Source organism: Enterobacter cloacae complex sp. SHL012, from assembly GCF_049237505.1.
Lineage (GTDB): Bacteria > Pseudomonadota > Gammaproteobacteria > Enterobacterales > Enterobacteriaceae > Enterobacter > Enterobacter kobei.
Genome location: NZ_JBMKIZ010000004.1, coordinates 14154 through 38727 on the forward strand (window position 1 = coordinate 14154; position 24574 = coordinate 38727).

At 53.8% G+C, this 24574-nt stretch carries 21 protein-coding genes; 4 read left to right on the forward strand and 17 right to left on the reverse strand.

Annotated elements, in window-relative coordinates; all coding sequences use genetic code 11:
* Positions 1-4: 4 nt before the first annotated feature.
* The 16 genes from dnaE to rpsB all read right to left on the reverse strand — a co-directional run bounded on the left by dnaE (position 5) and on the right by rpsB (position 18480).
* Positions 5-3487, reverse strand: coding sequence for a DNA polymerase III subunit alpha (gene dnaE, locus ACOTY9_RS14630; protein WP_023336775.1), 3483 nt, complete (start codon positions 3485-3487; stop codon positions 5-7).
* A 38-nt stretch (positions 3488-3525) separates the two neighbouring features.
* On the reverse strand, positions 3526-4122 hold the full coding sequence (gene rnhB, locus ACOTY9_RS14635; protein WP_014882639.1) for a ribonuclease HII: 597 nt from the start codon (positions 4120-4122) through the stop codon (positions 3526-3528).
* Positions 4119-5267, reverse strand: coding sequence for a lipid-A-disaccharide synthase (gene lpxB / locus ACOTY9_RS14640; RefSeq protein ID WP_023332133.1), 1149 nt, complete (start codon positions 5265-5267; stop codon positions 4119-4121). Before lpxB ends, rnhB begins: the two co-directional genes overlap by 4 nt.
* Positions 5267-6055: an acyl-ACP--UDP-N-acetylglucosamine O-acyltransferase gene (gene lpxA, locus ACOTY9_RS14645; RefSeq protein ID WP_014882637.1), complete on the reverse strand. Its 789-nt coding sequence runs from the start codon at positions 6053-6055 to the stop codon at positions 5267-5269. The genes lpxB and lpxA overlap by 1 nt, the downstream gene beginning before the upstream one ends.
* 3 nt (positions 6056-6058) lie before the next feature.
* Positions 6059-6514: a 3-hydroxyacyl-ACP dehydratase FabZ gene (fabZ, locus tag ACOTY9_RS14650; protein ID WP_010426706.1), complete on the reverse strand. Its 456-nt coding sequence runs from the start codon at positions 6512-6514 to the stop codon at positions 6059-6061.
* Between the two features lie 102 nt (positions 6515-6616).
* Positions 6617-7642, reverse strand: a complete 1026-nt coding sequence (gene lpxD / locus ACOTY9_RS14655; RefSeq protein ID WP_045134605.1) for a UDP-3-O-(3-hydroxymyristoyl)glucosamine N-acyltransferase — start codon at positions 7640-7642, stop codon at positions 6617-6619.
* A gap of 3 nt (positions 7643-7645) precedes the next feature.
* Positions 7646-8140 carry a molecular chaperone Skp gene (skp, locus tag ACOTY9_RS14660; protein ID WP_014882635.1) on the reverse strand — a complete coding sequence of 165 codons (495 nt, stop codon included), beginning with the start codon at positions 8138-8140 and terminating at the stop codon, positions 7646-7648.
* 122 nt (positions 8141-8262) lie between these two features.
* Positions 8263-10680, reverse strand: coding sequence for an outer membrane protein assembly factor BamA (gene bamA / locus ACOTY9_RS14665; protein ID WP_014882634.1), 2418 nt, complete (start codon positions 10678-10680; stop codon positions 8263-8265).
* A gap of 31 nt (positions 10681-10711) precedes the next feature.
* Entirely contained in the window at positions 10712-12064 is a 1353-nt protein-coding gene (gene rseP, locus ACOTY9_RS14670) for a sigma E protease regulator RseP (RefSeq protein ID WP_014882633.1), read from the reverse strand.
* Positions 12065-12075: 11 nt separating this feature from the next.
* Positions 12076-12933 carry a phosphatidate cytidylyltransferase gene (gene cdsA / locus ACOTY9_RS14675; RefSeq protein WP_348565755.1) on the reverse strand — a complete coding sequence of 286 codons (858 nt, stop codon included), beginning with the start codon at positions 12931-12933 and terminating at the stop codon, positions 12076-12078.
* 12 nt (positions 12934-12945) lie between these two features.
* Positions 12946-13704, reverse strand: coding sequence for a (2E,6E)-farnesyl-diphosphate-specific ditrans,polycis-undecaprenyl-diphosphate synthase (gene ispU, locus ACOTY9_RS14680; RefSeq protein WP_014882631.1), 759 nt, complete (start codon positions 13702-13704; stop codon positions 12946-12948).
* Positions 13705-13890: 186 nt separating this feature from the next.
* Entirely contained in the window at positions 13891-15090 is a 1200-nt protein-coding gene (gene ispC, locus ACOTY9_RS14685) for a 1-deoxy-D-xylulose-5-phosphate reductoisomerase (protein ID WP_023332130.1), read from the reverse strand.
* A gap of 94 nt (positions 15091-15184) precedes the next feature.
* Entirely contained in the window at positions 15185-15742 is a 558-nt protein-coding gene (gene frr, locus ACOTY9_RS14690) for a ribosome recycling factor (RefSeq protein WP_014882629.1), read from the reverse strand.
* A gap of 167 nt (positions 15743-15909) precedes the next feature.
* A complete protein-coding gene (gene pyrH, locus ACOTY9_RS14695; protein WP_023332129.1) occupies positions 15910-16635 on the reverse strand; it encodes a UMP kinase in 726 nt (241 codons plus the stop codon).
* A gap of 150 nt (positions 16636-16785) precedes the next feature.
* Positions 16786-17637, reverse strand: a complete 852-nt coding sequence (gene tsf, locus ACOTY9_RS14700) for a translation elongation factor Ts (protein ID WP_014882627.1) — start codon at positions 17635-17637, stop codon at positions 16786-16788.
* Positions 17638-17754: 117 nt separating this feature from the next.
* Complete coding sequence (gene rpsB, locus ACOTY9_RS14705) at positions 17755-18480, reverse strand: 30S ribosomal protein S2 (protein WP_003856207.1); 726 nt, start codon at positions 18478-18480, stop codon at positions 17755-17757.
* A gap of 321 nt (positions 18481-18801) precedes the next feature.
* On the opposite strand from rpsB, the gene map reads away from it, so the two are divergent.
* The 3 genes from map to dapD all read left to right on the forward strand — a co-directional run bounded on the left by map (position 18802) and on the right by dapD (position 23191).
* Complete coding sequence (gene map / locus ACOTY9_RS14710) at positions 18802-19596, forward strand: type I methionyl aminopeptidase (protein WP_014882626.1); 795 nt, start codon at positions 18802-18804, stop codon at positions 19594-19596.
* A gap of 62 nt (positions 19597-19658) precedes the next feature.
* Positions 19659-22334, forward strand: coding sequence for a bifunctional uridylyltransferase/uridylyl-removing protein GlnD (gene glnD / locus ACOTY9_RS14715; protein ID WP_348565756.1), 2676 nt, complete (start codon positions 19659-19661; stop codon positions 22332-22334).
* 32 nt (positions 22335-22366) lie between these two features.
* Positions 22367-23191 (forward strand): 2,3,4,5-tetrahydropyridine-2,6-dicarboxylate N-succinyltransferase, encoded by an 825-nt coding sequence (gene dapD, locus ACOTY9_RS14720; RefSeq protein ID WP_008501915.1) that lies wholly within the window; start codon positions 22367-22369, stop codon positions 23189-23191.
* On the opposite strand, the gene ACOTY9_RS14725 is transcribed toward dapD, so the two are convergent.
* The gene (locus tag ACOTY9_RS14725) at positions 23188-23820 is read right to left on the reverse strand and encodes a hypothetical protein (protein WP_023332126.1); all 633 of its coding nucleotides are present in this window, start codon (positions 23818-23820) and stop codon (positions 23188-23190) included. The genes dapD and ACOTY9_RS14725 overlap by 4 nt on opposite strands.
* A gap of 320 nt (positions 23821-24140) precedes the next feature.
* Here ACOTY9_RS14725 and ACOTY9_RS14730 point away from each other — a divergent pair, with 320 nt between their 5' ends.
* Positions 24141-24527 (forward strand): DUF3461 family protein, encoded by a 387-nt coding sequence (locus tag ACOTY9_RS14730; protein ID WP_014168696.1) that lies wholly within the window; start codon positions 24141-24143, stop codon positions 24525-24527.
* Positions 24528-24574: the final 47 nt, after the last annotated feature.

The window sequence follows — 24574 nt, forward strand, 5'->3', positions numbered from 1 at the left end:
TGTATTAGTCAAACTCCAGTTCCACCTGCTCCGAACCAATGAGGCCACGGAGATCGTTCAGTAAACGATCGCTCGGAGAGACACGCCACGTTGCACCAAAGCGCAACCGCGCACGTGCATCCGCCCTCTGATAGTAGAGATGTACTGGAATTGTCCCCGAGCGGTGGGGTTCCAGAGACTGACGGAGTCGGTTTAAAAGCTGGTCATCAATTTGCCTGTCCGTCAGCGAGATAGCAAGCCCGCGAGCATATTTTTCCCGGGCTTCGTCAATGTCCATCACTTCGCGGGCGGTCATTTTAAGCCCCCCACTGAAGTCATCAAAGCTGACCTGTCCGCTGACGATAAGTATGCGGTCTTTTTCCAGCAATTGCTGGTATTTATCCAGCGCGTCGGTGAACAACATCACCTCCAGACGCCCGGAACGGTCATCCAACGTACAGATGCCGATACGATTGCCGCGCTTGGTGACCATAACCCTTGCAGCAATCACGAGCCCCGCAGCCGTGGTAATTTTACCACGTTCTGTCGGATGCATGTCTTTTAGCCTGTGGCCGCCGACATAGCGCTCAATTTCTTTGATGTACTGGTTGATCGGGTGACCCGTCAGGTACAAGCCTAACGTTTCACGCTCGCCATCCAGCACGACCTGTTCTGGCCATGGCTGGCAGTTAGAATACGACTGCTCAATCTGCTCCGGCTCCTCCGCCAGCACACCGAACATATCTGCCTGCCCAATGGCTTCCGCTTTCGCGTGCTGGTCCGCCGCTTTCAGGGCATCGCCGAGGGAGTTCATCAACGCAGCGCGGTGCGGCCCCAGCCTGTCGAACGCGCCGGACATGATCAGCTTTTCCAGTACGCGGCGGTTCAGTTTTTTGGTATCGGTACGGGCGCACAGATCGAACAGCTCGCGGAAATAGCCGCCGTTGTTACGCGCTTCGATGATCGCCTCGATCGGCCCTTCACCCACGCCCTTGATCGCACCGATCCCGTAAACGATCTCCCCGTCGTCGTTGACGTGGAAATGGTAAAGCCCCGAGTTAATATCCGGCGGCAGGATCTTGAGCCCCATGCGCCAGCACTCATCCACCAGGCCAACGACCTTCTCGGTGTTATCCATATCGGCAGTCATTACCGCCGCCATAAATTCAGCAGGATAGTGCGCTTTCAGCCACAGCGTCTGGTATGAGACTAGGGCATAGGCGGCAGAGTGGGATTTGTTAAATCCGTACCCGGCGAATTTCTCCACAAGGTCGAAGATTTTCATCGCCAGCTCGCCGTCAACGCCGTTTTTCTTCGCGCCGTCTTCAAAGATGGAGCGCTGCTTGGCCATCTCTTCAGGTTTTTTCTTCCCCATCGCACGACGCAGCATGTCCGCGCCGCCGAGGGTATAACCAGAAAGCACCTGAGCAATCTGCATGACCTGTTCCTGGTACAGGATGATGCCGTAGGTCGGCTCCAGTACCGGTTTCAGGCTTTCATGCTGCCACTGCACGTCCGGGTAGGAAATCTCTTCGCGACCGTGCTTACGGTCGATAAAGTTATCTACCATCCCCGACTGCAGCGGCCCCGGGCGGAACAGCGCCACCAGTGCGATCATATCTTCGAAGCAGTCAGGCTGCAGGCGCTTGATCAGGTCTTTCATGCCGCGGGATTCAAGCTGGAAGACCGCGGTGGTCTCCGAGCGCTGCAGCATGTCGAAACTTTTCTTGTCATCCAGCGGGATGGCAGCAATGTCTATCGGTTCAAGGCCCTGCTTTTCCCGGCGCGGGTTGATCATCTTCAGTGCCCAGTCGATGATCGTCAGCGTACGCAGGCCGAGGAAGTCAAACTTCACCAGCCCGGCGTATTCCACGTCGTTCTTATCAAACTGAGTGACTGGATGCTCACCCGCTTCATCGCAGTAGAGCGGCGCGAAGTCGGTAATTTTGGTCGGAGCAATAACCACGCCACCCGCATGCTTACCGGCGTTACGCGTGACGCCTTCCAGCTTGCGCGCCATGTCGATCAGGGCTTTGACTTCTTCGTCAGCTTCGTAGATTTCCGGCAGCTGAGGTTCGGCTTCAAACGCTTTTGCCAGCGTCATGCCCGGATCGGGCGGCACCAGCTTAGAAATACGATCGACGAAACCGTACGGGTGGCCGAGTACACGACCCACGTCGCGGATAACCGCTTTCGCCGCCATGGTACCGAAGGTAATGATCTGCGATACCGCGTCACGGCCATACATGTCCGCTACGTGCTCGATCACCTGATCGCGTTTCTCCATGCAGAAGTCGACGTCGAAGTCGGGCATGGAAACACGTTCCGGGTTGAGGAAACGTTCGAACAGCAGGTCGAATTCCAGCGGATCGAGGTCGGTAATTTTTAATGCATACGCCACCAGCGAGCCCGCACCGGATCCACGGCCCGGACCTACCGGCACCCCGTTATCCTTCGACCACTGTATGAACTCCATAACGATCAGGAAGTAGCCGGGGAAGCCCATCTGGTTGATAACCTGAAGCTCTATATCCAGACGCTCGTCATACTCCGGACGACGTTTTTTACGTTCTTCTTCATCCGGGAAGAGGAATTCGAGACGCTCTTCCAGACCCTCCTTCGATTTCATGACCAGGAAATCTTCCGTCGTCATGTCACCCGTCGGGAACTGCGGCAGGAAGTATTCGCCGAGGCGCACGGTGACGTTACAGCGCTTGGCAATCTCTACGCTGTTTTCCAGCGCTTCAGGGATATCGGAAAAGAGCTCGCACATCTCCTCTTCGCTGCGCATATACTGCTGCGATGAGTAATTACGCGGGCGCTTTGGATCGTCAAGGGTGAAGCCATCATGGATCGCCACACGAATTTCGTGGGCGTCAAAATCGCCGGATTCCAGGAAACGCACATCATTCGTCGCCACCACGGGCAAACCGCGCTCTTCAGCCAGCGCAACAGCGGCGTGCAGATAGCTCTCTTCGTCCTGGCGGCCGGTGCGGATCAATTCCAGATAGTAACGATCCGGGAAATATTCTTCATAAAACGAGACGCACTGATCCACCAGCGCGCTGTTGCCACGCAGCAGGCATTTGCCGACGTCGCCCATGCGGCCACCGGAGATCAGCAGCAGCCCTTCGTTCAGTTCCGCCAGCCAGTCCCGGTCGATCCACGGGCCCAGCGCACCATAGCCGCGCTGATAGGCTTTCGAAATAAGCAGAGTGAGGTTCTGGTAGCCGGTGTTGTTCATGGCCAGCACGGAAATTTGCGTCAGTTCATCGCCGATGAGATCGCTCTGAACATGAAAATCCGCACCGACGACAGGCTTCATCCCCGCGCCATGTGCCGTTCCGTAGAACTTCACCAGGCCACACAGGTTGGTAAAATCGGTGATCGCCAGCGCAGGCATGCCAAGCGCGGCCGCCTTTTTTACAAGCGGCCCGGTCTTCGCCAGCCCATCGATCATGGAGTAGTCGCTATGCACCCGCAGGTGTACGAAACGTGGTTCAGCCATCTTCAGATTCCGCGTTACTTAATTGCTTGCGTATTGATTCAGGACACCCGTCCCAGCGCGCGTTTCACCGGGCCAAAGCTGCGCCGGTGATGTTCAGTTGCGCCATGTTCAGCCAGCTTTTCCAGATGGAAAGCCGTAGGATACCCCTTGTGCTGGGCGAAGCCATACTGAGGGTAAGTGAGGTCCAGCGCGGCCATTTCAGCGTCGCGTGTCACCTTGGCAATAATAGATGCTGCGCTGATCTCGGCGACACGGCTATCGCCTTTGACGACCGCCATCGAAGGCATCGGCAGTGCCGGACAGCGGTTGCCGTCAATCAGGACATATTCCGGGGCAATTTTCAGGCCCGCTACCGCGCGCTGCATGGCCAGCATTGTAGCATGCAAAATATTCAACTCGTCGATTTCATGCGGCTCAGCGCGCCCCAGGCTCCAGGCCAGAGCCTTCTCCTGAATCTCACTGAACAGGGCCAGTCGACGTTTTTCGGATAATTTTTTTGAGTCGTTTAGCCCGACGATCGGGCGGGCGGGATCGAGGATCACCGCGGCGGTCACAACAGCCCCCACTAACGGGCCACGACCGACTTCGTCCACCCCTGCCACAAGATGCGTGTGAGGGTATACAAATTCCATCATTTTGCTAACTCCAGCACTGCATCGGCCGCTTGCTCATCTGCATTGCAGCGGATCAGTTGATGCAGTTCACGGAAGGTATCATGCATCTGGTGGCTGGTCTTGCCGTTGGCGAGCAGCGGCAGCAGGGCCTCCGCCAGCGCCTGAGGCTGGCACTCATCCTGTAAGAGCTCTTTTACCAGCTCGCGCCCGGCAAGCAGGTTTGGCAGGGAAACATAATCCGTTTTCACCAGACGTTTTGCCAGCCAGAAGGTAAACGGCTTCATACGATAACCGACCACCATCGGGCATTTCGCCAGCATACATTCCAGCGCAGCCGTGCCAGAGGCCAGCAGTGCGGCATCGCTCGCAAACATCGCTTCCCGACCTTTCCCGTCCAGCAGGCGGACGTGAAGATCCGGGGCGACTTCCGCTTTAATGCGTTCGAACTGCTCGCGGCGTTTGGCATTCACCAGCGGCACGACCACTTCAAGATCGGGATACGTCTTGCGAAGAATCTGCGCGGTTTTCAGGAAATCAGCGCTCAGCATCTCCACTTCTGCGCCACGGCTTCCTGGCAGCAATGCCAGACAGTGCACATCATGAGGGATACCGAGCACGTCGCGCGCCGCGTTTTTATCCGGATCCAGCGGCATCGCATCCGCCATGGTATGACCGATAAAACGGCACGGAACATTAAATTTGTCGTAAAACGCTTTTTCGAAAGGCAGAAAAGCCAGCACCAGGTTGGTGGACCGTCCAATTTTGAAAACACGTTTCTGTCGCCACGCCCAAACGGACGGACTGACGTAATGAATGGTTTTGATGCCCTGCTTTTTCAGATTACCTTCGAGGGTAATGTTGAAGTCGGGTGCATCGATACCGACAAACACATCGGGTTTGAGCTCGGTAAAGCGGCGGGTAAGATCGGCACGAATATGCAGCAAGCGTCGCAAACGCCCCAGCACCTCAACAATGCCCATCACGGCCAGCTCTTCCATTTCATACCAGGCTTCACAGCCTTCGGCCTGCATCAGCGGGCCAGCCACGCCAACAAAGCGGGCGTTAGGTACGCGAGCTTTGAGCGCGCGGATGAGACCGGCACCAAGAATATCGCCGGAGGTTTCTCCGGCGACCAGGGCTATCGTAAGCGGACGACTGTCGACCATTAACGAATCAGACCCCTTGTTGAACGGTCAAAGAACTCCATGAACGCGTTCACTTCCGGGAACTTATCCGCCAGTTCGGCAATGTCCGGCTTCGCCTCTTCCAGCGTTTTACCGCTACGGTACAGCAGTTTGTACGCGTTACGGATGGCCGTAATCGCTTCGCGACTAAAACCACGACGCTTGAGGCCTTCGATGTTCACGCCAAACGGCGTGGCATGGTTGCCCTGCGCAATCACATACGGTGGGACGTCCTGCGCCACACCGGAGCAGCCACCGACCATCACGTGTGCACCAATGATGCAGAACTGATGGACTGCGGTCATGCCGCCAATAATTGCGAAGTCATCAACAGATACGTGTCCTGCCAGCGTTGCGTTGTTGGCAAGAATACAGCGATCGCCCACGGTACAGTCATGCGCAATATGCGCATTCACCATAAACAGGTTATCGCTACCCACCTTCGTCAACCCACCACCCTGTACTGTTCCACGATGAATGGTGACGCTTTCGCGAATACGGTTACGATCGCCAATTTCCAGACGGGTCGACTCACCAGCATATTTCAGATCCTGGTTAACTTCACCGATGGAAGCGAACTGATAGATCTCGTTATTGCTGCCAATGGTTGTATGACCATTCACGACAACGTGAGATTTCAGTACTGTACCCTCACCAATTTCGACATTGGGTCCAACAATACAGAACGGGCCAATGTGAACGTTGGCACCAATGATGGCGCCGGTTTCCACAATAGCAGTAGGATGAATAAAGGCGGATTTATCAATCACGTATCAGGACTCCCGGCTACGAGCACACATCATCGTCGCTTCGCAAACAACTTTGCCGTCAACCAGCGCTACGCCTTTGAAGCGAGTCAGGCCACGACGCGTTTTTTCAAAAGTGACTTCCATGATCATCTGATCACCAGGCACGACAGGACGCTTAAAGCGCGCTTCATCAATACCTGCGAAGTAATAGAGTTCACCTGGCTCCAGTTTACCGACGCTTTTAAACGCCAGAATACCGGTAGCCTGAGCCATCGCTTCCAGAATCAACACACCCGGGAAGATAGGCTTACCCGGGAAGTGTCCCTGGAAGAACGGTTCGTTCACGGAAACATTTTTCACTGCGCGCAGAAAACGACCTTCTTCAAAATCCAGCACACGGTCTACCAGCAAAAACGGGTAGCGGTGCGGCAGAAGTTCTAAAATCTCTTCAATATGCAGAGTATGAGTGTCAGTAGTCAAAATACTCTTCCTGTCAAAATGTACTGATAACAATAATAACACGGCCTGCCGGTTTATTAGAAAGCCGACAGGCCGGGAAAGATAGCGTTAAACGGGTGACGTTTAGTCTTGTTGATCGATCTTACGCTCAAGAGACTTGAGTCGCTTGCTCATATCATCAATGTTCATCACCAGTGCTGCTGTTTTACGCCATACCTTGTTGGGTTGCAGCGGAATGCCCGAGGAATAGACGCCAGGTTCGGTGATCGGACGCATTACCATGCCCATGCCCGTCACCGTCACCTTGTCGCATATTTCCATGTGGCCATTAATCACGCTCGCACCGCCAATCATGCAATAACGACCAATTTTCAGGCTGCCCGCCATGATGACGCCCCCCGCAACTGCGGTATTGTCGCCAATCACAACGTTATGCGCAATCTGGCACTGGTTATCGATGATAACACCATTGCCAATGATCGTGTCGTCGAGTGCACCACGGTCGATCGTGGTACAGGCCCCAATCTCCACGCGATCGCCAATAATAACGCGACCAAGCTGCGGGATCTTAACCCAGTTACCGCGATCGTTCGCGTAACCAAAGCCATCAGAACCAATCACGGTGCTGGACTGGACGAGGCAATTTTCGCCGATTTCAACTTCATGATAAATGGACACATTGGCCCATAAACGGGTTCCTGCGCCGATTTTCGTATTTTTCCCAACGAAGCACCCCGGGCCAATCACGACGTTATCACCCAGCACAACGCCAGACTCGATAACCGCATTCGCACCAACGGCAACGTTGTTACCAAGCTTAGCCGTCGGATCGATTGCTGCACTGGCAGCAATGTTCTGAGCCGGCTGCGGCGTGGTATCAAGAATTTGAGCCATGCGTGCATACGTCAGGTAGGGGTTTTTCACTACCAGTGCACTTCCAGTGGCAAAGGGAAGATCGTCCTGCGTCAGAACAACAGCTGACGCCTGGCATTGAGCCAGTTGTTCACGGTACTTAGGGCTTACCATGAAGGTAATCGTGCCAGCTTTAGCAGATTGCATGGACGCAACAGCGGTGATGACGATATCGCCATCACCGTGTAATTCTGCATCCAACTGCTGAGCTAAATCAGCCAGTCGAATTGAAGGCATTACTTATTTAACCTGTTTCAGAACATCAGCGGTGATGTCTTTAACATCGCTGCTGTTGAAAGCAACGGCATTCGCATCAACAACCAGATCGATGCTCTGATCGGCAGCCACTGCTTTAACAGCAGTCTGAATGCGAGTGACCAGCTTGCCACGCTCTTCGTTAGAACGACGCTGACGATCCTGCTCGAAAGCCTGCGCTTTCTGAGAGAAGGTCTGGCGCTGAGCCATAACGTCTTTTTCCAGTTTGCTGCGATCGCTTGCTTTCATGGTAGAACCATCACGCTGCAGACGCTGCATTTTGGACTGAAGATCGCCTTCCATACGCTGCAGTTCGCTCGCACGGCCTTTGAATTCGTTTTCCAGTGTTGCAGAAACACCCGTTTTCTGTGCAACCTGCTGGAACAAATTACCCATGTTGACGATTGCGATTTTGTCTGCTGCCTGAGCAGAAGTTGCCATCGCTAAACCGAGACCTGCAGCTAATAACCACTTTTTCACAATTAACTCCTTACCATCCCATTGGCACCAGAAGGTACCGTTCTTTGCGTGGCAAGGCGACCGTTTTACCGATCGCCGGTTGTCAGCGCTACACTGCCAACGCATTCCTTTGCAGCGGATTATTACCAGGTTTTACCAATGTTAAACTGGAATTGCTCCGCTTTGTCTCCATCGTATTTCTTAAACGGCTGGGCGTAAGAGAAGACCAACGGTCCCAGCGGTGACATCCATTGTAATGCGATACCAGCAGACATGCGAATATTGCTCGGATCGCTGTAGTCCGGAACGCCAGCATCACGCATCTGTGCAGTATTCTGCCAGTTGGTGTCCCACACCGTACCGGCATCCCAGAAGAAGGACGTACGGACGGAGTTCGCGTATTTATCACTGATAAACGGCGTTGGTGTGATGAACTCGAGGCTCGCCACGGCCATGGCGTTACCGCCCACTGCATCATCAGAGCTACACACTTCGGAAGATGAAGATTTATAGCAGTTATCTTTATCGTTACCGCCGTAGTAAACCGCTTTCGGACCAATGTTGTTGGACTGGAAGCCACGCACGGTGCTGGAACCACCCGCGTAGAAGTTCTCGTAGAACGGCAACTCTTTACTGCCGATACCATCACCATAGCCCCAACGGGTACGACCCAGAACGACCCACTTGTGGTCATCATCAATTGGGAAGTAGGACGCGGTATCCAGGGTTACCTTGTAGAACTCATTGTCAGAGCCCGGAACGGTCACTTTACCGTTCAGGTTGACGCGAGAACCTTCCGTTGGGAAGTAACCACGGTCGAGGCGGTTATAGGTCCAGCCATAGTTGAAGGTGAAGTCATCCGCGGCGAAGCCATTGTTATCGCCGGTTTTACTCGCAGACTGGCCAATAGAGTCCAGATAACGCCACATCGCCACCTGAGGTTGCATGTTGGACAGGTCGTTATGCACGTAACCTAAGCCCGCACGCAGGGTGTTGTATTCGTTAACCGGGAAGCCGAGCGTTCCGTCTACACCATAGCTCTTGTTGGTATAGGAGGAGAGATCCGCGTCGTCTGCTTTAAAGTCGTTATAGAAGATACGACCGCCCAGGCTTACACCGTCAACGGTGAAGTATGGGTTGGTAACAGAGAACTCAGAGTAGGTCTGGTAGTCGTTTTTGGTGCCGTTAATACCGACAGAGTAACCTGTACCCAGCCAGTTATCCTGCTGGACGCCAACCTGGAAGCTCACGCCACTTTCAGTACCGTAGCCCACACCGAAGTTGAAGCTACCGGTGTTACGCTCTTTCACCTTATACACGACATCAACCTGATCCGGGCTGCCGGGTATACGCTGCGTTTCCGTGTCCACGGTTTCGAAATAGCCCAGACGGTTCAGACGCTCTTTACCCTGGTCAACGAGGTCGCTACCCAACCATGCCCCTTCCATCTGACGCATTTCGCGACGCAGAACGGAGTCTTTGGAGGTATCGTTACCGACGAAGCGGATCTTACGTACGTAGAAACGGTTACCCGCATCAACGTTAACATGCAGCTTAACGGTTTTATCCGCGTCGTTGATTTCCGGCTGTGTTTGTACACGCGGGTAAGCATAACCATAGCGGCCGAGCAGCTTCTTAATGCCGTCTTCCATTTTGGTGACTTTAGAACCGCTGTACAGATCGCCCGGCTGAATTTTAGTCAGCGCTTCAATTTCAGCTGAATGCCCGGCCAGGTTACCACTGACTTCAACACCGGAAAGCTTGTACTGATCGCCTTCAGTGATGTTAATCGTGATGTAGATACCTTTCTTGTCCGGCGTCAGACTGACCTGAGTCGAATCAATGTTGAAACGGGCGTAACCGCGATCCAGATAGTAGCTGCGCAGGGTTTCGAGATCCCCCGCCAGTTTCTGTTTCTGGTATTTACGATCGCCAACCACGTTCCACCACGGCACTTCATCGCGCAGCTGGAAAGTGGAGATCAGTTCGTCGGTGCTAAACGCGTGGTTACCCACGATGTTGATCTGCTGGATCTTCGCGGAAACACCTTCCTGGAAGACCAGCTTCAGGTCAACACGGTTACGTGGGAGCGGCGTAACCACCGCTTTCACGCTGGCACTGTATTTACCGACGCTGTAGTAGAAGTCTTCCAGACCTTTTTCAATGTCTGAAAGGGTTGTGCGGTCCAGAGATTCCCCCACACGAACACCGGATGCTTCAAGGTTTTGCTTGAGCATGTCATCTTTCACCGACTTGTTACCGGAGAAAGTGATACTGGCGATCGTTGGACGTTCTTTTACCTGTACCAGCAGCGTATCACCATCGCGCAGGACGCGGACATCCTCGAAGTTGCCGGTGGCAAACAGAGCACGGATGGTGTTACTGATATCTTCATCATTAACCGTATCGCCGGGGCGCACAGGCATACTGAGGAGGGCCGCACCAACGGCGACACGCTGAAGGCCTTCGAAATGAATGTCTTTCACTACGAACCCGTCAGCACCGTATACGGTGGCGCTGCTAAACAGCAGCGACGCTATGAGCAACTTTTTCATCGCCATCGTTATTATGCGTTCTTCCTAACTAACTCTCTTACAACCGAGAGAAATCATTGAAAAGTGCAAGCCCCATTAACAGCACCAGCAAAATCGAGCCGATGCGGTAACTAAAGTCTTGAACTCGCTCGGATACCGGTCCGCCTTTTAGCTTTTCAATCGCTAAAAACAGCAGATGACCCCCGTCTAACACGGGAAGCGGGAACAGGTTGATTATCCCAAGGTTCACGCTAATGAGCGCGAGGAACATGAGATAGTAAATCACCCCGAATTCCGCTGACATCCCAGCCCCCTGAGCAATCGAGATTGGCCCACTGAGGTTGTTCAGTTTCACATCACCGGTTATCAATTTCCCCAACATGTTGACCGTCAGCTTCATCAGTTGCCATGTTTTATCCGTGGCTTCAAGGATGGCGCTGAACGGCCCATACTGGCGTATTGTCTTGTACTCATCTGGCAGCGGGATCACTTTTGGCACAACGCCTGCGAACCCTTCTGCCTTTTTGCCGACCGACTTCGTATCCGGGATCAGCGTCAGCGAAAGCGGACTGCCTTGCCTTTCAACTTCAAGCGCGAGGGACGTCCCCGGATTATCGCGCACCAGAGTAACAAAGGTCATCCACTCTGTTAATGGTTGACCATCGACTTTAACGATCCTGTCGCCCGCTTGCAAACCCGCTTTGCTCGCCGCCGAATTTGGCTGGACTTCAGCTAATACCGGCTCAATCTGCGCACCGCGGGGACGAATACCCAGCGCTGCGACGGGATCTTCTTTATCGGGCTCGAAACGCCAGTGGCGTAAATCCAGTACTTTGTCCTGACGCGCGTCTGACCCAAACGGCGATACGCTGAGGGTTGTCTGCGCATCGCCAATTTTGGCTACCAGTTGCAGTCGCACGGCATCCCAATCAGGGGTTTCGATGCCATCAATCGCTTTAAGTTCCATCCCGGACGTAATTTGCGCATTCGCCGCGATAGAGTTGGGCGCAATTTCCCCCACCACCGGACGCACGCCAGGGACGCCGATAATAAACACCAGCCAGTAAGCGAAAATTGCAAAGATGAAGTTGGCTACCGGTCCGGCAGCGATGATGGCAGCGCGTTGTCCAACGGTTTTGTTGTTAAACGCACTGTGTCGCAGCTCGGGTGCGACAGGCTCGACGCGTTCGTCGAGCATTTTGACGTAGCCGCCAAGCGGGATAAGTGCAATGACAAATTCCGTGCCGTGACGGTCGGTGCGCGTCCAGAGTGATTTGCCAAAACCAATGGAGAATCGCTCTACCCGCACACCACAACGGCGAGCAACCCAGAAATGGCCAAATTCATGCACGGTAATCAGCACACCCAGTGCAACAATGAACGCCGCCAGATTCCAGAGAATGCTCAGCATAAAACCTTCCGTTAAATCGTCCCGAATACCAGTAAAAGCAGGCAAGCAAACACTGGAACAGCCGCTGTCAGGCTGTCAATGCGATCCAGTATACCGCCATGCCCTGGAATCAGATGTCCGCTGTCCTTAATCCCTGCTTCACGCTTAAACATACTTTCGGTTAAATCACCGAGCACTGAGGCAAGCGCTGCAAAAATAGAGCATACCAGCAGTATTGACGGAGCCACTGCCAGATCCGCCCAGACGCCATAGCCCCAGGAGATAACTGCAGCCGTAAACAAGCCGCCGATGAATCCTTGCCAGGTTTTCCCTGGAGACACCTTCGGCGCCAGTTTATGTTTGCCGAACAGTTTACCAAACATATAGGCCCCGGAGTCAGCCCCCCAGACGAGAATCATCACATAAAGCAGCCAGATCGCACCGCTATAGTGGTTTTCGTCATAGTGCCAGGCGCGTAGCGCGACCATCCCCCAGAAAAAAGGCACAATGGTGAGCAGACCAAAAATGAGTCGCAACACTTTTGAATTACGCCATAACGCCGCAGAGCCTGGATAAAAAAGAACCAGCAGCAATGCAGCCACCCACCAGGCCAGCGATATCCACAAGGAACCGGCAACCAGCGGCTGATGAATATCGTGGTGATATTCAGGCAACGTAAACAGCATTATGGCCAGAATAAAGCCACAGAGTACCGCAAGCCATACTCGCTGATTGCGCGAGGAAAAGCCGCTAAACTGTCCCCATTCCCACGCCGCGAGCATGCAGACCACCAGCGTGACAATAGCGAATCCCACCGGGGGCAGTAAAAACAGCGCCGCAATGACAATGGGTATTAATACAAAAGCGGAAATCAGGCGATACTTCAGCAAAAGCTACCCCCATCAGGCATTGTCGCCACCTGGCTCGGTGCCGCCGAAACGACGCTCTCGATTGGCAAAGGCATGCAGCGCACCTTCAAAGTCTTGTTCATCAAAATCGGGCCAAAGAACATCTGTAAAGTAAAGTTCGGCATAGGCAATTTGCCATATCAAAAAGTTACTTATGCGATGTTCCCCCCCTGTCCTAATTACCAAATCCACAGGTGCCAGCTCATTCATGCAGATTTGCTTGCTCAGCGCCTCTTCATCAATCTGGTCGGGTCTCAACAGCCCTTCCTGAACCTGTTCGGCCAGATGCCGAACGCCCTGGATAATATCCCAGCGTCCGCCGTAATTCGCCGCGATATTGAGCGTCAGACCGGTATTATTTTCAGTCAGCGCTTCTGCTTTACGAATCCGTTCCTGCAAACGTGAGTTAAAACGACTGGTATCGCCAATGATACGCAGGCGGACGTTGTGGCGGTGCAGGCTTTTTACTTCGCTGTCGAGCGCCCACACAAACAGTTCCATCAACGCAGTCACTTCCTGCGGCGGTCGATTCCAGTTTTCACTGCTAAAAGCATAGAGCGTTAACGCATCAATGCCGTTATTCGCGGCAAAAGAAACGGCGCGGCGAACGGATTTCGCCCCTGCTTTATGCCCAAAGGCTCGTATCTTCCCTTGTCTTTTCGCCCAGCGGCCATTGCCATCCATAATGATTGCTACATGACGGCAGCCATGAGCTGGCAAGTTTTCGCTTATTGGTTGATTCGCAGACAACATAACGCGTTTTTTGTCCCTGAAAAGGATTTAACGGTACTCAGGAATACTTAAGCCTGTACATAAAAAAGCCGTGTCAAACCACGGCTTACCTGATCACATAAAGTCAAATTCCTGCGATCAGGTGGCGCAGACTATATCACTGAAGCCCAAAGCTAACAAATAGCACGACGACTAGTGCTTGCTTTATCACCAGCTTGCGAGGCGGCTCACCTGTTTACGCGCAATATCACGTGCAGCAGCATCGACCGCCAGCACCTCTTCCACACTTTGAGGCTCACGCAAATCCATTATTTCCAGTACCGATAAATTCAACGTTGCGATATCGGTAAAGCGGATTTGCTGATGCAGAAATGCGTCAACGGTAATTTCGTTGGCTGCATTCAGTGCCGTCGTCGCCGCCTGTCCCTGGTCGAAGGCGTTCATCGCAAGCTTCAGACAAGGATAGCGATCGTAATCGGGTTCACTGAACGTCAGGGAACTTAGCTTACAAAAATCAAGCGGCTTCACGCCCGATTTCACCCGGTTTGGCCACGCCATTGTATGGGCGATGGGCGTACGCATATCCGGCTCGCCCAGCTGTGCCAGCACGCTGCCATCCTGATAGCGCACCATCGAGTGAATGACCGATTGCGGGTGAATCAGAACTTCCATCTGTTTCGCTGACGCATTAAACAGCCAGCGAGCTTCAATGTATTCCAGACCTTTGTTCATCATGGTGGCGGAGTCAACGGAGATTTTACGCCCCATTGACCAGTTCGGATGACGACACGCCTGATCCGGCGTCATTGCGCTCAGTTCAGACAGTGGCGTTTCACGGAACGGGCCACCAGACCCGGTAAGCAGAATCGACACGACGCCATTCTGCTCCAGGTCAGCGTACCCCAGGTTCTGTTGAAAAGGTTGCGGTAAACTCTGAAAAATGGCGTTGTGCTCGCTGTCGACCGGCAAAAGACGCGCCCCGCGCTGCTTCACCGCGTCCATAAACAGGCGTCCGCAGGTCACCAGCGACTCTTTGTTGGCCAGCAGAACATCTTTACCCGCATCTATTGCCGCAAGCGTCGGCAACAACCCGGCCGCACCGACAATGGCCGCCATGACCTGGTCAACCTCATCCAGCGCCGCCATGTCGCAGGCCGCCTGCGACCCACTCAGCACCTCGGTTCGACTGCCCTTCTCAAGCAGCAGAGTTTTCAGCTGACGCGCGCTCTCATCGTCATCCATCACCGCATAACGTGGCATAAACTCCAGGCACTGCTCGACCATGCGCTGCACGTTCTTACCGGCGACCAGCGCGGTCACGGTATAATGTTCAGGATTGTGGCGGACGACGTCGAGAGTACTGCAACCGATAGAGCCGGTTGAGCCAAGGAGAGTTAAATGCTTCATGGGATGCCCGAAAAAGTTAGACCAGATAAAAGCAAAACGCCGCCAGCAAGACCCGAAGTCCCTCTGAACGGCGTTTATCAGTGTACGATAGAAATCAGAACTGCATCAGTTCCGCTTCTTTATCTGCCAGCGCCGCATCAATTTTCTTGATCGCTGCATCGGTCATTTTCTGAATGTCGTCCTGAGAACGACGATCGTCATCTTCACTGATCTCTTTTTCTTTCAGCAGCGCTTTCACTTTATCGTTCGCGTCGCGGCGAACGTTACGCACGGATACGCGACCCTGCTCAGCTTCGCCACGCACCACTTTGATCAGATCTTTACGACGCTCTTCCGTCAGTGGAGGCAGTGGAACGCGGATATCAGAACCGGCAGAGCTTGGGTTCAGACCGAGGTCAGAGGCCATGATCGCTTTCTCAACCGCCGGGCTCATAGAGCGATCGAACACGTTGATTTTCAGCGTACGGGTATCTTCTACCGTCACGCTCGCCAGCTGACGCAGAGGGGTTGGCGTACCGTAGTATTCCACGATGATGCCATCCAGCAGGCTTGGGGAAGCACGGCCAGTACGGATTTTGCTGATTTGGGTTTTGAACGCTTCTACGCATTTTTCCATGCGTACTTCAGCATCTTTTCTGATGTCGTTAATCACGTTACGAATCCTTGAAAACTTGTCTCAGGCAGACTATCCGCCAGCACAGCGCTACAGGTGTGCTAAGTATAGTCGCGTTTAATTCATGACAACGCCAAAGGCGCGCCCGGGTAAGATACCACTACAAAATAAAGCGGAATCTTACCTGTATTTATCGCCGACGGAAATTATTCCGTGATCAAAGTGCCTTCTTTTTCGCCCATGACCACGCGACGCAGTGCGCCTGGCTTATTCATGTTGAAGACACGGATCGGCAGTTTGTGGTCGCGAGCCAGCGTGAAGGCTGCAAGATCCATCACTTTCAGCTCTTTTTCCAGCACTTCGCCGTAGCTCAGCTGATCGTACATGGTGGCGGAAGGATCTTTTGCCGGATCGGCAGTAAACACGCCGTCTACTTTGGTCGCTTTCAGTACCACATCGGCTTCGATCTCAATACCGCGCAGGCAGGCAGCGGAATCGGTCGTAAAGAACGGGTTACCCGTACCGGCGGAGAGGATCACCACGCGGTTGTTGCGCAGCAGGCTGATCGCCTCTGCCCAGCTATAATTATCGCATACGCCATTCAGTGGAATCGCGGACATCAGGCGGGCATTCACATAGGCGCGGTGGAGCGCATCACGCATCGCCAGGCCATTCATGACGGTTGCCAGCATACCCATGTGGTCACCCACAACGCGGTTCATCCCCGCTTTCGCCAGACCAGCACCACGGAAAAGGTTGCCACCGCCAATGACCACGCCAACCTGGATACCCAGTTCGACCAGTTCTTTGATTTCCTGTGCCATGCGATCAAGGATGCTTGCGTCAATACCGAAGCCTTCCGATCCCTGCAGCGCTTCGCCACTCAGCTTAAGCAGAATGCGTTTGTACACGGGTTTTGCATTGGTAGCCATGTTTCTTTCCTGAGACTGTCAACGATTAAGATGGGAGTTAATTCTGGCGACATGATATGCCGCAAATCAGCACAGCGATACTGGAGCCTGTCTGATTTCATATGACGGGTGACAAAAAGAAGCCGCCCTCAGGCGGCTCCTTTTCAATCATTAAGACTGCTTGGACATTGCAGCAACTTCTGCTGCGAAGTCAGTCTCAACTTTCTCGATGCCTTCGCCCACTTCGAAGCGGATGAAGCCAGTTACGTCAGCGTTGTGCTCTTTCAGCAGCTGAGCAACAGACTTGCTTGGATCCATAACGAAAGGCTGGCCAGTCAGAGAAACTTCGCCGGTGAATTTCTTCATACGGCCTTCAACCATTTTCTCTGCGATTTCTTTTGGCTTACCAGACTGCATCGCGATGTCCAGCTGAACCTGGTACTCTTTTTCTACCACTTCAGCAGACACGTCTTCTGGCTTAACGAATTCTGGTTTGCTTGCAGCGATGTGCATAGCCAGCTGTTTAACCAGCTCTTCGTCAGCGCCTTTAGCCGCAACCAGAACACCGATACGTGCACCGTGCTGGTAAGAGCCCAGAACGTCGCCTTCCAGAGAAGAAACGCGACGGATGTTGATGTTCTCACCGATTTTAGCAACCAGCGCAACACGTTCTTCTTCGAACTGTGCTTTCAGAACTTCAACGTCAGTGATTTTGCCAGCAACCGCTGCGTCCAGAACTTTGTTCGCAAATGCCTGGAAACCGCCATCTTTAGCAACGAAGTCAGTCTGGCAGTTAACTTCCAGAATGATGCCGTAGTTGCCGTCGATTTTGGTGATGATCACGCCGTCAGCAGCAACGTTGCCTGCTTTTTTAGCTGCTTTGATCGCACCGGATTTACGCATGTTTTCGATTGCCAGCTCGATGTCGCCGTTCGCTTCAGTCAGCGCTTTTTTGCAATCCATCATGCCTGCGCCAGTACGCTCGCGCAGCTCTTTTACCAGGGATGCGGTAATTTCAGCCATTCTTAAATCCTCGGGAGATGTGAACTGCCCGGCCGGGGGCCAAACAGTGTAAATTGAAAAAAGGGGCCGGTAATGGGCCCCTATTCATACACGGTACTAATAAGGGGTAAAACCTTATTATTCAGCTTCTACGAAGCTTTCTTCCGCCTGAGAAGCCAGATCCTGGGAACGGCCTTCACGAACGGTAGCAGCTACAGCGCTCAGGTACAGGCTAACAGCACGGATTGCGTCGTCGTTACCCGGGATAACGAAGTCAACACCGTCCGGATCGGAGTTGGTATCAACGATAGCGAATACCGGGATACCCAGGTTGTTAGCTTCTTTGATAGCGATGTGCTCGTGGTCTGCATCGATTACGAACAGCGCGTCTGGCAGGCCGCCCATATCTTTGATACCGCCCAGGCTGTTTTCCAGCTTGTCCAGTTCACGAGTGCGCATCAGCGCTTCTTTCTTAGTCAGCTTGTCGAAAGTACCGTCCTGAGACTGGGTTTCCAGATCTTTCAGGCGCTTGATGGACTGACGAACAGTTTTCCAGTTGGTCAGCATGCCGCCCAACCAGCGATGGTTCACGAAGAACTGGTCGCAGCTGTTAGCAGCATCTTTCACAGCTTCGCTTGCAGCGCGCTTAGTACCAACGAACAGAATCTTACCTTTACGGGAAGAGATCTTGTTCAGCTCAGCCAGGGCTTCGTTGAACATTGGTACAGTTTTCTCAAGGTTGATGATGTGAACTTTGTTACGCGCGCCGAAGATGAAAGGCTTCATTTTCGGGTTCCAGTAACGGGTCTGGTGACCAAAGTGAACACCAGCCTTGAGCATGTCGCGCATGGAAACAGTTGCCATGTTTAAAACCTCTATATTGAAAGTTGGGGTTATGCCTCCACGTATCCCATATTACCGACCCCGAAGGGCACCCCGGAATATGTGCCGATACGTGTGTGTTGTTACACAAAGTGAGATTTGTCGCTCCCGTCCAGCCTGTGTATCTGAGATGGATCGGAAGTCCGGCGCGCTTTATACCACAAAACACGACCAGAAACCAACAGTTGTTGGCGGAGTGTGCTGTTAATGATTCTCAATTTGGCACGGAGCGTGCCTGACTGATACCATTGACGACACTTAGACTAGTATTGTCGAAAAAATCGACACCGATGGACAGATTACATGGCTATCTCTATTAAGACACCTGAAGAAATTGAAAAGATGCGCGTCGCCGGTCGTCTGGCCGCGGAAGTGCTGGAAATGATCGAACCGTTCGTGAAGCCGGGCGTCAGCACCGGTGAACTGGACCGCATCTGTAACGACTATATCGTGAACGAGCAGCACGCGGTTTCCGCCTGCCTCGGCTACCACGGTTTCCCGAAATCCGTCTGCATTTCTATTAATGAAGTGGTTTGTCACGGTATCCCGGACGACGAAAAACTGCTGAAAGATGGCGACATCGTCAACATCGACGTGACCGTCATTAAAGACGAGTACCACGGTGACACCTCTAAGATGTTCATTGTCGGCAAGCCAACGATTCTGGGCGAGCGTCTGTGCAAAGTGACACAAGAGAGCCTGTACCTGGCGCTGAAAATGGTTAAGCCGGGTATTCGCCTGCGTACCATTGGTGCTGCCATCCAGAAGTTTGTAGAAGCGGAAGGGTTCTCCGTCGTGCGCGAATACTGCGGTCACGGTATTGGCCGCGTTTTCCATGAAGAACCCCAGGTTCTGCACTATGATGCCGATGACGGCGGCGTGGTGCTGCAAAAGGGTATGACCTTCACCATCGAGCCGATGGTGAACGCCGGTGACTACCGCATCCGCACCATGAAAGATGGCTGGACGGTGAAAACCAAAGACAGAAGCTTGTCTGCTCAGTACGAGCATACTATTGTGGTAACAGACAACGGCTGCGAAATTATGACGTTGCGCAAGGATGACACCATCCCGGCGATACTGACGAACATTGAGTGATAAGAAGCCGGCAAATGCCGGCTTTTTTAATGGCGATAGCTTTTTCTTATGGGTGGCGCACGATGAGTAATCTCTTACCCGAACAGTATGCTAACACAGCACTTCCCACCCTTCCCGACCAGCCCGATAACCCGGGCGTCTGGCCGTCGCACGAGCTGACCTGCGCGCATATCAAAGCCCATATGGATGTTTTCCATCGCTGGCTGGGCAGCGCGTTCGACGCAGGGGTCTCAGCCGAGCAACTTATTGAAGCGCGCACCGAATTTATCGACCAGCTCCTGCAGCGTCTGTGGATCGACTACGGTTTCGGGCAGGTGAGCGACATCGCGCTGGTTGCCGTCGGGGGCTATGGCCGCGGTGAACTTCATCCACTTTCCGATATCGATCTCCTGATCTTAAGCCGTAAAAAGCTACCGGACGAACAGGCGCAGAAGATTGGCGAGCTGCTGACCCTGCTCTGGGACGTGAAACTGGAAGTGGGACACAGCGTGAGAACCCTGGAAGAGTGCCTGCTGGAGGGCTTATCTGACCTGACCGTCGCCACCAACCTGATTGAAACCCGTCTGCTGATCGGTGACGTGGCGCTGTTCCTGGAGCTGCAAAAGCACATCTTCAGCGACGGCTTTTGGCCGTCAGAAAAATTCTTCGCCGCGAAGGTCGAGGAGCAAAATCAGCGCCATCAGCGCTACCACGGCACCAGTTACAATCTTGAACCCGATATTAAAAGCAGCCCCGGCGGCCTGCGCGACATCCACACGCTACAGTGGGTGGCCCGCCGCCACTTTGGCGCCACCTCAATGGACGAGATGGTCGGCTTTGGCTTTTTAACCGAGGCCGAACGTAACGAACTGAACGAGTGCCTGCATCTGCTGTGGCGCATCCGTTTTGCCCTGCATCTGGAAGTGACCCGCTACGATAACCGCCTGCTGTTTGACCGCCAGCTCAGCGTGGCGCAGCGATTGAATTATCAGGGCGAAGGTAACGAACCGGTTGAGCAGATGATGAAGGATTTCTTCCGCGTCACCCGCCGGGTGACCGAGCTGAACCAGATGCTGTTGCAGCTGTTCGACGAGGCCATTCTGGCCCTGACGGCGGACGAAAAGCCGCGCCCAATTGATGACGAATTCCAGCTGCGCGGCACGCTTATCGACCTGCGGGACGAAACGCTGTTTATCCGCGAGCCGGAAGCGATCCTGCGAATGTTCTACACCATGGTGCGCAACAGCACGATTACCGGGATCTACTCCACCACCCTGCGCCATCTGCGCCATGCGCGCCGTCATCTGACGCAGCCGCTGTGCTATATCCCGGAAGCGCGCTCGCTGTTTTTGAGTATGCTCCGTCATCCTGGCGCCGTCAGCCGTGGTCTGCTGCCAATGCACCGTCATAGCGTGCTGTGGGCCTATATGCCGCAGTGGTCGCACATCGTCGGACAGATGCAGTTCGATCTCTTTCACGCCTACACGGTGGATGAGCACACGATCCGCGTCATGCTCAAGCTGGAAAGCTTTGCGAAAGAAGAGACGCGATCCCGCCACCCGCTTTGCGTGGAGCTGTGGCCGCGCCTCACCCATCCGGAACTGATCCTGATTGCCGCCCTGTTCCACGACATCGCCAAAGGCCGCGGTGGAGACCACTCGGTGCTGGGTGCGCAGGACGTGCTGAAATTTGCCGAGCTGCATGGGCTCAACTCGCGCGAAACGCAGCTGGTCGCCTGGCTGGTACGCCATCACCTGCTGATGTCAGTCACTGCCCAGCGTCGTGATATTCAGGATCCAGAGGTGATTAAGCAATTCGCCGAAGAGGTCCAGACGGAGAACCGTCTGCGCTATCTGGTGTGCCTGACGGTCGCGGATATTTGTGCCACCAATGAAACCCTGTGGAACAGCTGGAAGCAAAGCCTGCTGCGCGAGCTCTATTTCGCTACCGAAAAACAGCTGCGTCGCGGGATGCAAAACACCCCGGACATGCGCGAACGCGTGCGCCATCACCAGCTGCAGGCCCTGGCGCTGCTGCGGATGGATAACATTGATGAAGAAGCACTGCATCAGATTTGGGCCCGCTGCCGTGCCAACTATTTTGTCCGCCACAGCCCAAACCAGCTTGCCTGGCACGCGCGACATCTGCTGAAGCACGATCTGTCGCAGCCGATGATCCTGCTTAGCCCACAGGCGACGCGCGGCGGGACGGAGATCTTCATCTGGAGCCCGGATCGGCCTTATCTGTTTGCTGCGGTCTGCGCCGAGCTGGACAGGCGTAACCTGAGCGTTCACGACGCGCAGATTTTTACCACCCGCGACGGCATGGCGATGGATACCTTTATCGTGCTGGAGCCGGACGGCAGTCCGCTCTCGTCGGACAGACATGAAGGGATACGCTTCGGTCTGGAACAGGCGATCACTCAGCGCAGCTGGCAGCCACCGCAGCCGCGTCGCCAGTCGGCGAAATTGCGCCACTTTACCGTCGATACCGAGGTCAATTTCCTGCCGACCCACACCGACCGTAAATCGTTCCTGGAGCTGATCGCGCTCGACCAGCCAGGGCTGCTCGCCCGCGTCGGCCAGGTTTTTGCCGATCTGGGAATTTCGCTTCATGGCGCCCGAATTACAACCATTGGCGAGCGAGTAGAAGATTTATTTATAATCGCCACCGCCGACCGGCGTGCCCTTAATAATGACCTGCAACTTGAAGTGCAACAACGGTTGACAGCAGCCCTCAATCCAAACGATAAAGGGTGACGTGTTTTTTAGTGAAATGGAAAGAGTAAACAATGCAGCAGTTACAGAACGTTATTGAGTCCGCTTTTGAGCGTCGCGCCGAGATTACCCCGGCAAATGTGGATACCGTGACCCGTGAAGCGGTAAACCAGGTGATTTCCCTGCTGGATTCCGGCGCGCTGCGCGTGGCAGAAAAAATCGACGGTCAGTGGGTTACTCATCAATGGCTGAAGAAAGCGGTGCTGCTCTCTTTCCGTATCAACGATAACCAGGTTATCGACGGAGCAGAAAGCCGCTACTTCGATAAAGTCCCAATGAAATTCGCTGATTACGACGAAGCGCGTTTCCAGAAAGAAGGCTTCCGCGTGGTGCCGCCTGCGGCAGTGCGTCAGGGCGCGTTCATCGCACGCAACACCGTGCTGATGCCATCCTACGTGAACATCGGTGCCTACGTTGACGAAGGTACGATGGTGGATACCTGGGCTACCGTCGGTTCCTGTGCCCAAATCGGTAAAAACGTTCACCTGTCCGGCGGCGTGGGCATCGGTGGTGTTCTGGAGCCACTGCAGGCTAACCCAACCATCATCGAAGACAACTGCTTCATCGGCGCGCGTTCAGAAGTGGTTGAAGGCGTGATCGTGGAAGAGGGTTCCGTGATCTCCATGGGCGTTTACATCGGCCAGAGCACCCGTATTTACGATCGCGAAACCGGCGAAGTTCACTACGGCCGCGTTCCGGCGGGTTCCGTGGTCGTTTCCGGTAACCTGCCGTCGAAAGATGGCAAATACAGCCTGTACTGTGCCGTTATCGTGAAGAAAGTGGATGCGAAAACCCGCGGTAAAGTCGGTATCAACGAACTGCTGCGCACCATCGACTAATCGCTGACCCGTTGATACACCGGGACCCGCCTGTGCGTCCCGGTGTAATCATCAAAGACGTCCGTTTCCGCAGTCACGATTGCCATTCCCTTTCTTCTCAACCCTGCAATATCCGCCGCCATACGCTGGCTCCCCAACCAGAAAAGCCCGTCAAGCGCAGTCACAGCCAGACCCGATTCCAGCGCCAGCTTCAGTCGCTCACGCGGCGCTTTGACCTCTCTGGCAATCTGCCGGAATGGCTCCGCCGTAAGCCCGGTGGGATCGACCCGTCGAATGCGGGTGGTCATGCGGTATTGAAAAGCGTCGGGGATCGCATCCAGATCGCCTTTCAGGCTGTAAACGCAGCCAAAGCGCTTGCCGTTGAAGATGACGTTCTTCTGGTTTAGCTGAAACTCATCGCGCAGCCCGGCGATTAGCTGCGGGGCGCGGGTCAGTATCAGCCGAAATGGCAGTTCGAAGCTGGTGACATAATCCACGTTGAGCAAGGCAATGCGTAAACGCTCCTCCGCCCCCGCCTGAAGCTGGCGGCATTCGGCGGCGACTTCTGCCCACTGATGCGTGAGTCTTTGGTTCTCCTCTACGGCACCAAAGCTATATTTTTCGATTTGATAATCAATGCGTCCTGACATGTCATTATCCCCGCAGCCTACGCTTTCGTGCGATAACTTTGCCTGAATTCCCCGGCTTTGAATACCGTCTCGCTCGCCTTTTCTCACGACTCTCACGATGCTGCATTAACGTTGAGAGAAATGATTACCTTATTACGTTGATTTCCGCTTGACGTGGTCGTTAAAAACAACAATAAACGAGTGGGAGCATTTATTTTCCCTGCTCGGTAATGTCAGTGAAAGGTAATCAGGATCGACCCCGCTTTTTTTGAACCCGAGGGTGGCAAAAAGGAATTTTTTCATTAATTATTCAAAGGTTATGTTGAGATAAGGGTACCGCTATGTACGATAATCTGAAAAGTCTGGGCATTACCAATCCTGATGAAATTGATCGTTACAGCCTCCGCCAGGAAGCCAACAACGACATCTTAAAAATTTATTTTCACAAGGATAAAGGCGAGTTTTTCGCCAAAAGCGTGAAGTTTAAATATCCACGCCAGCGTAAGACCGTCGTCGCGGACGGCGTAGGCCAGGGGTACAAAGAAGTTCAGGAAATCAGCCCTAACCTGCGCTATGTGATCGATGAACTCGATCAGATTTGTCAGCGCGACCGCACTGAAGTCGATCTCAAGCGTAAGATCCTTGACGATCTGCGTCACCTTGAAAGCGTTGTTACCAATAAGATCAGCGAGATTGAAGCGGATCTTGAGAAGTTAACTCGGAAATAAAAGCAAAACGGCAGTCCCTGATTGCCGTTTTTAATGTTTGCGCCCTC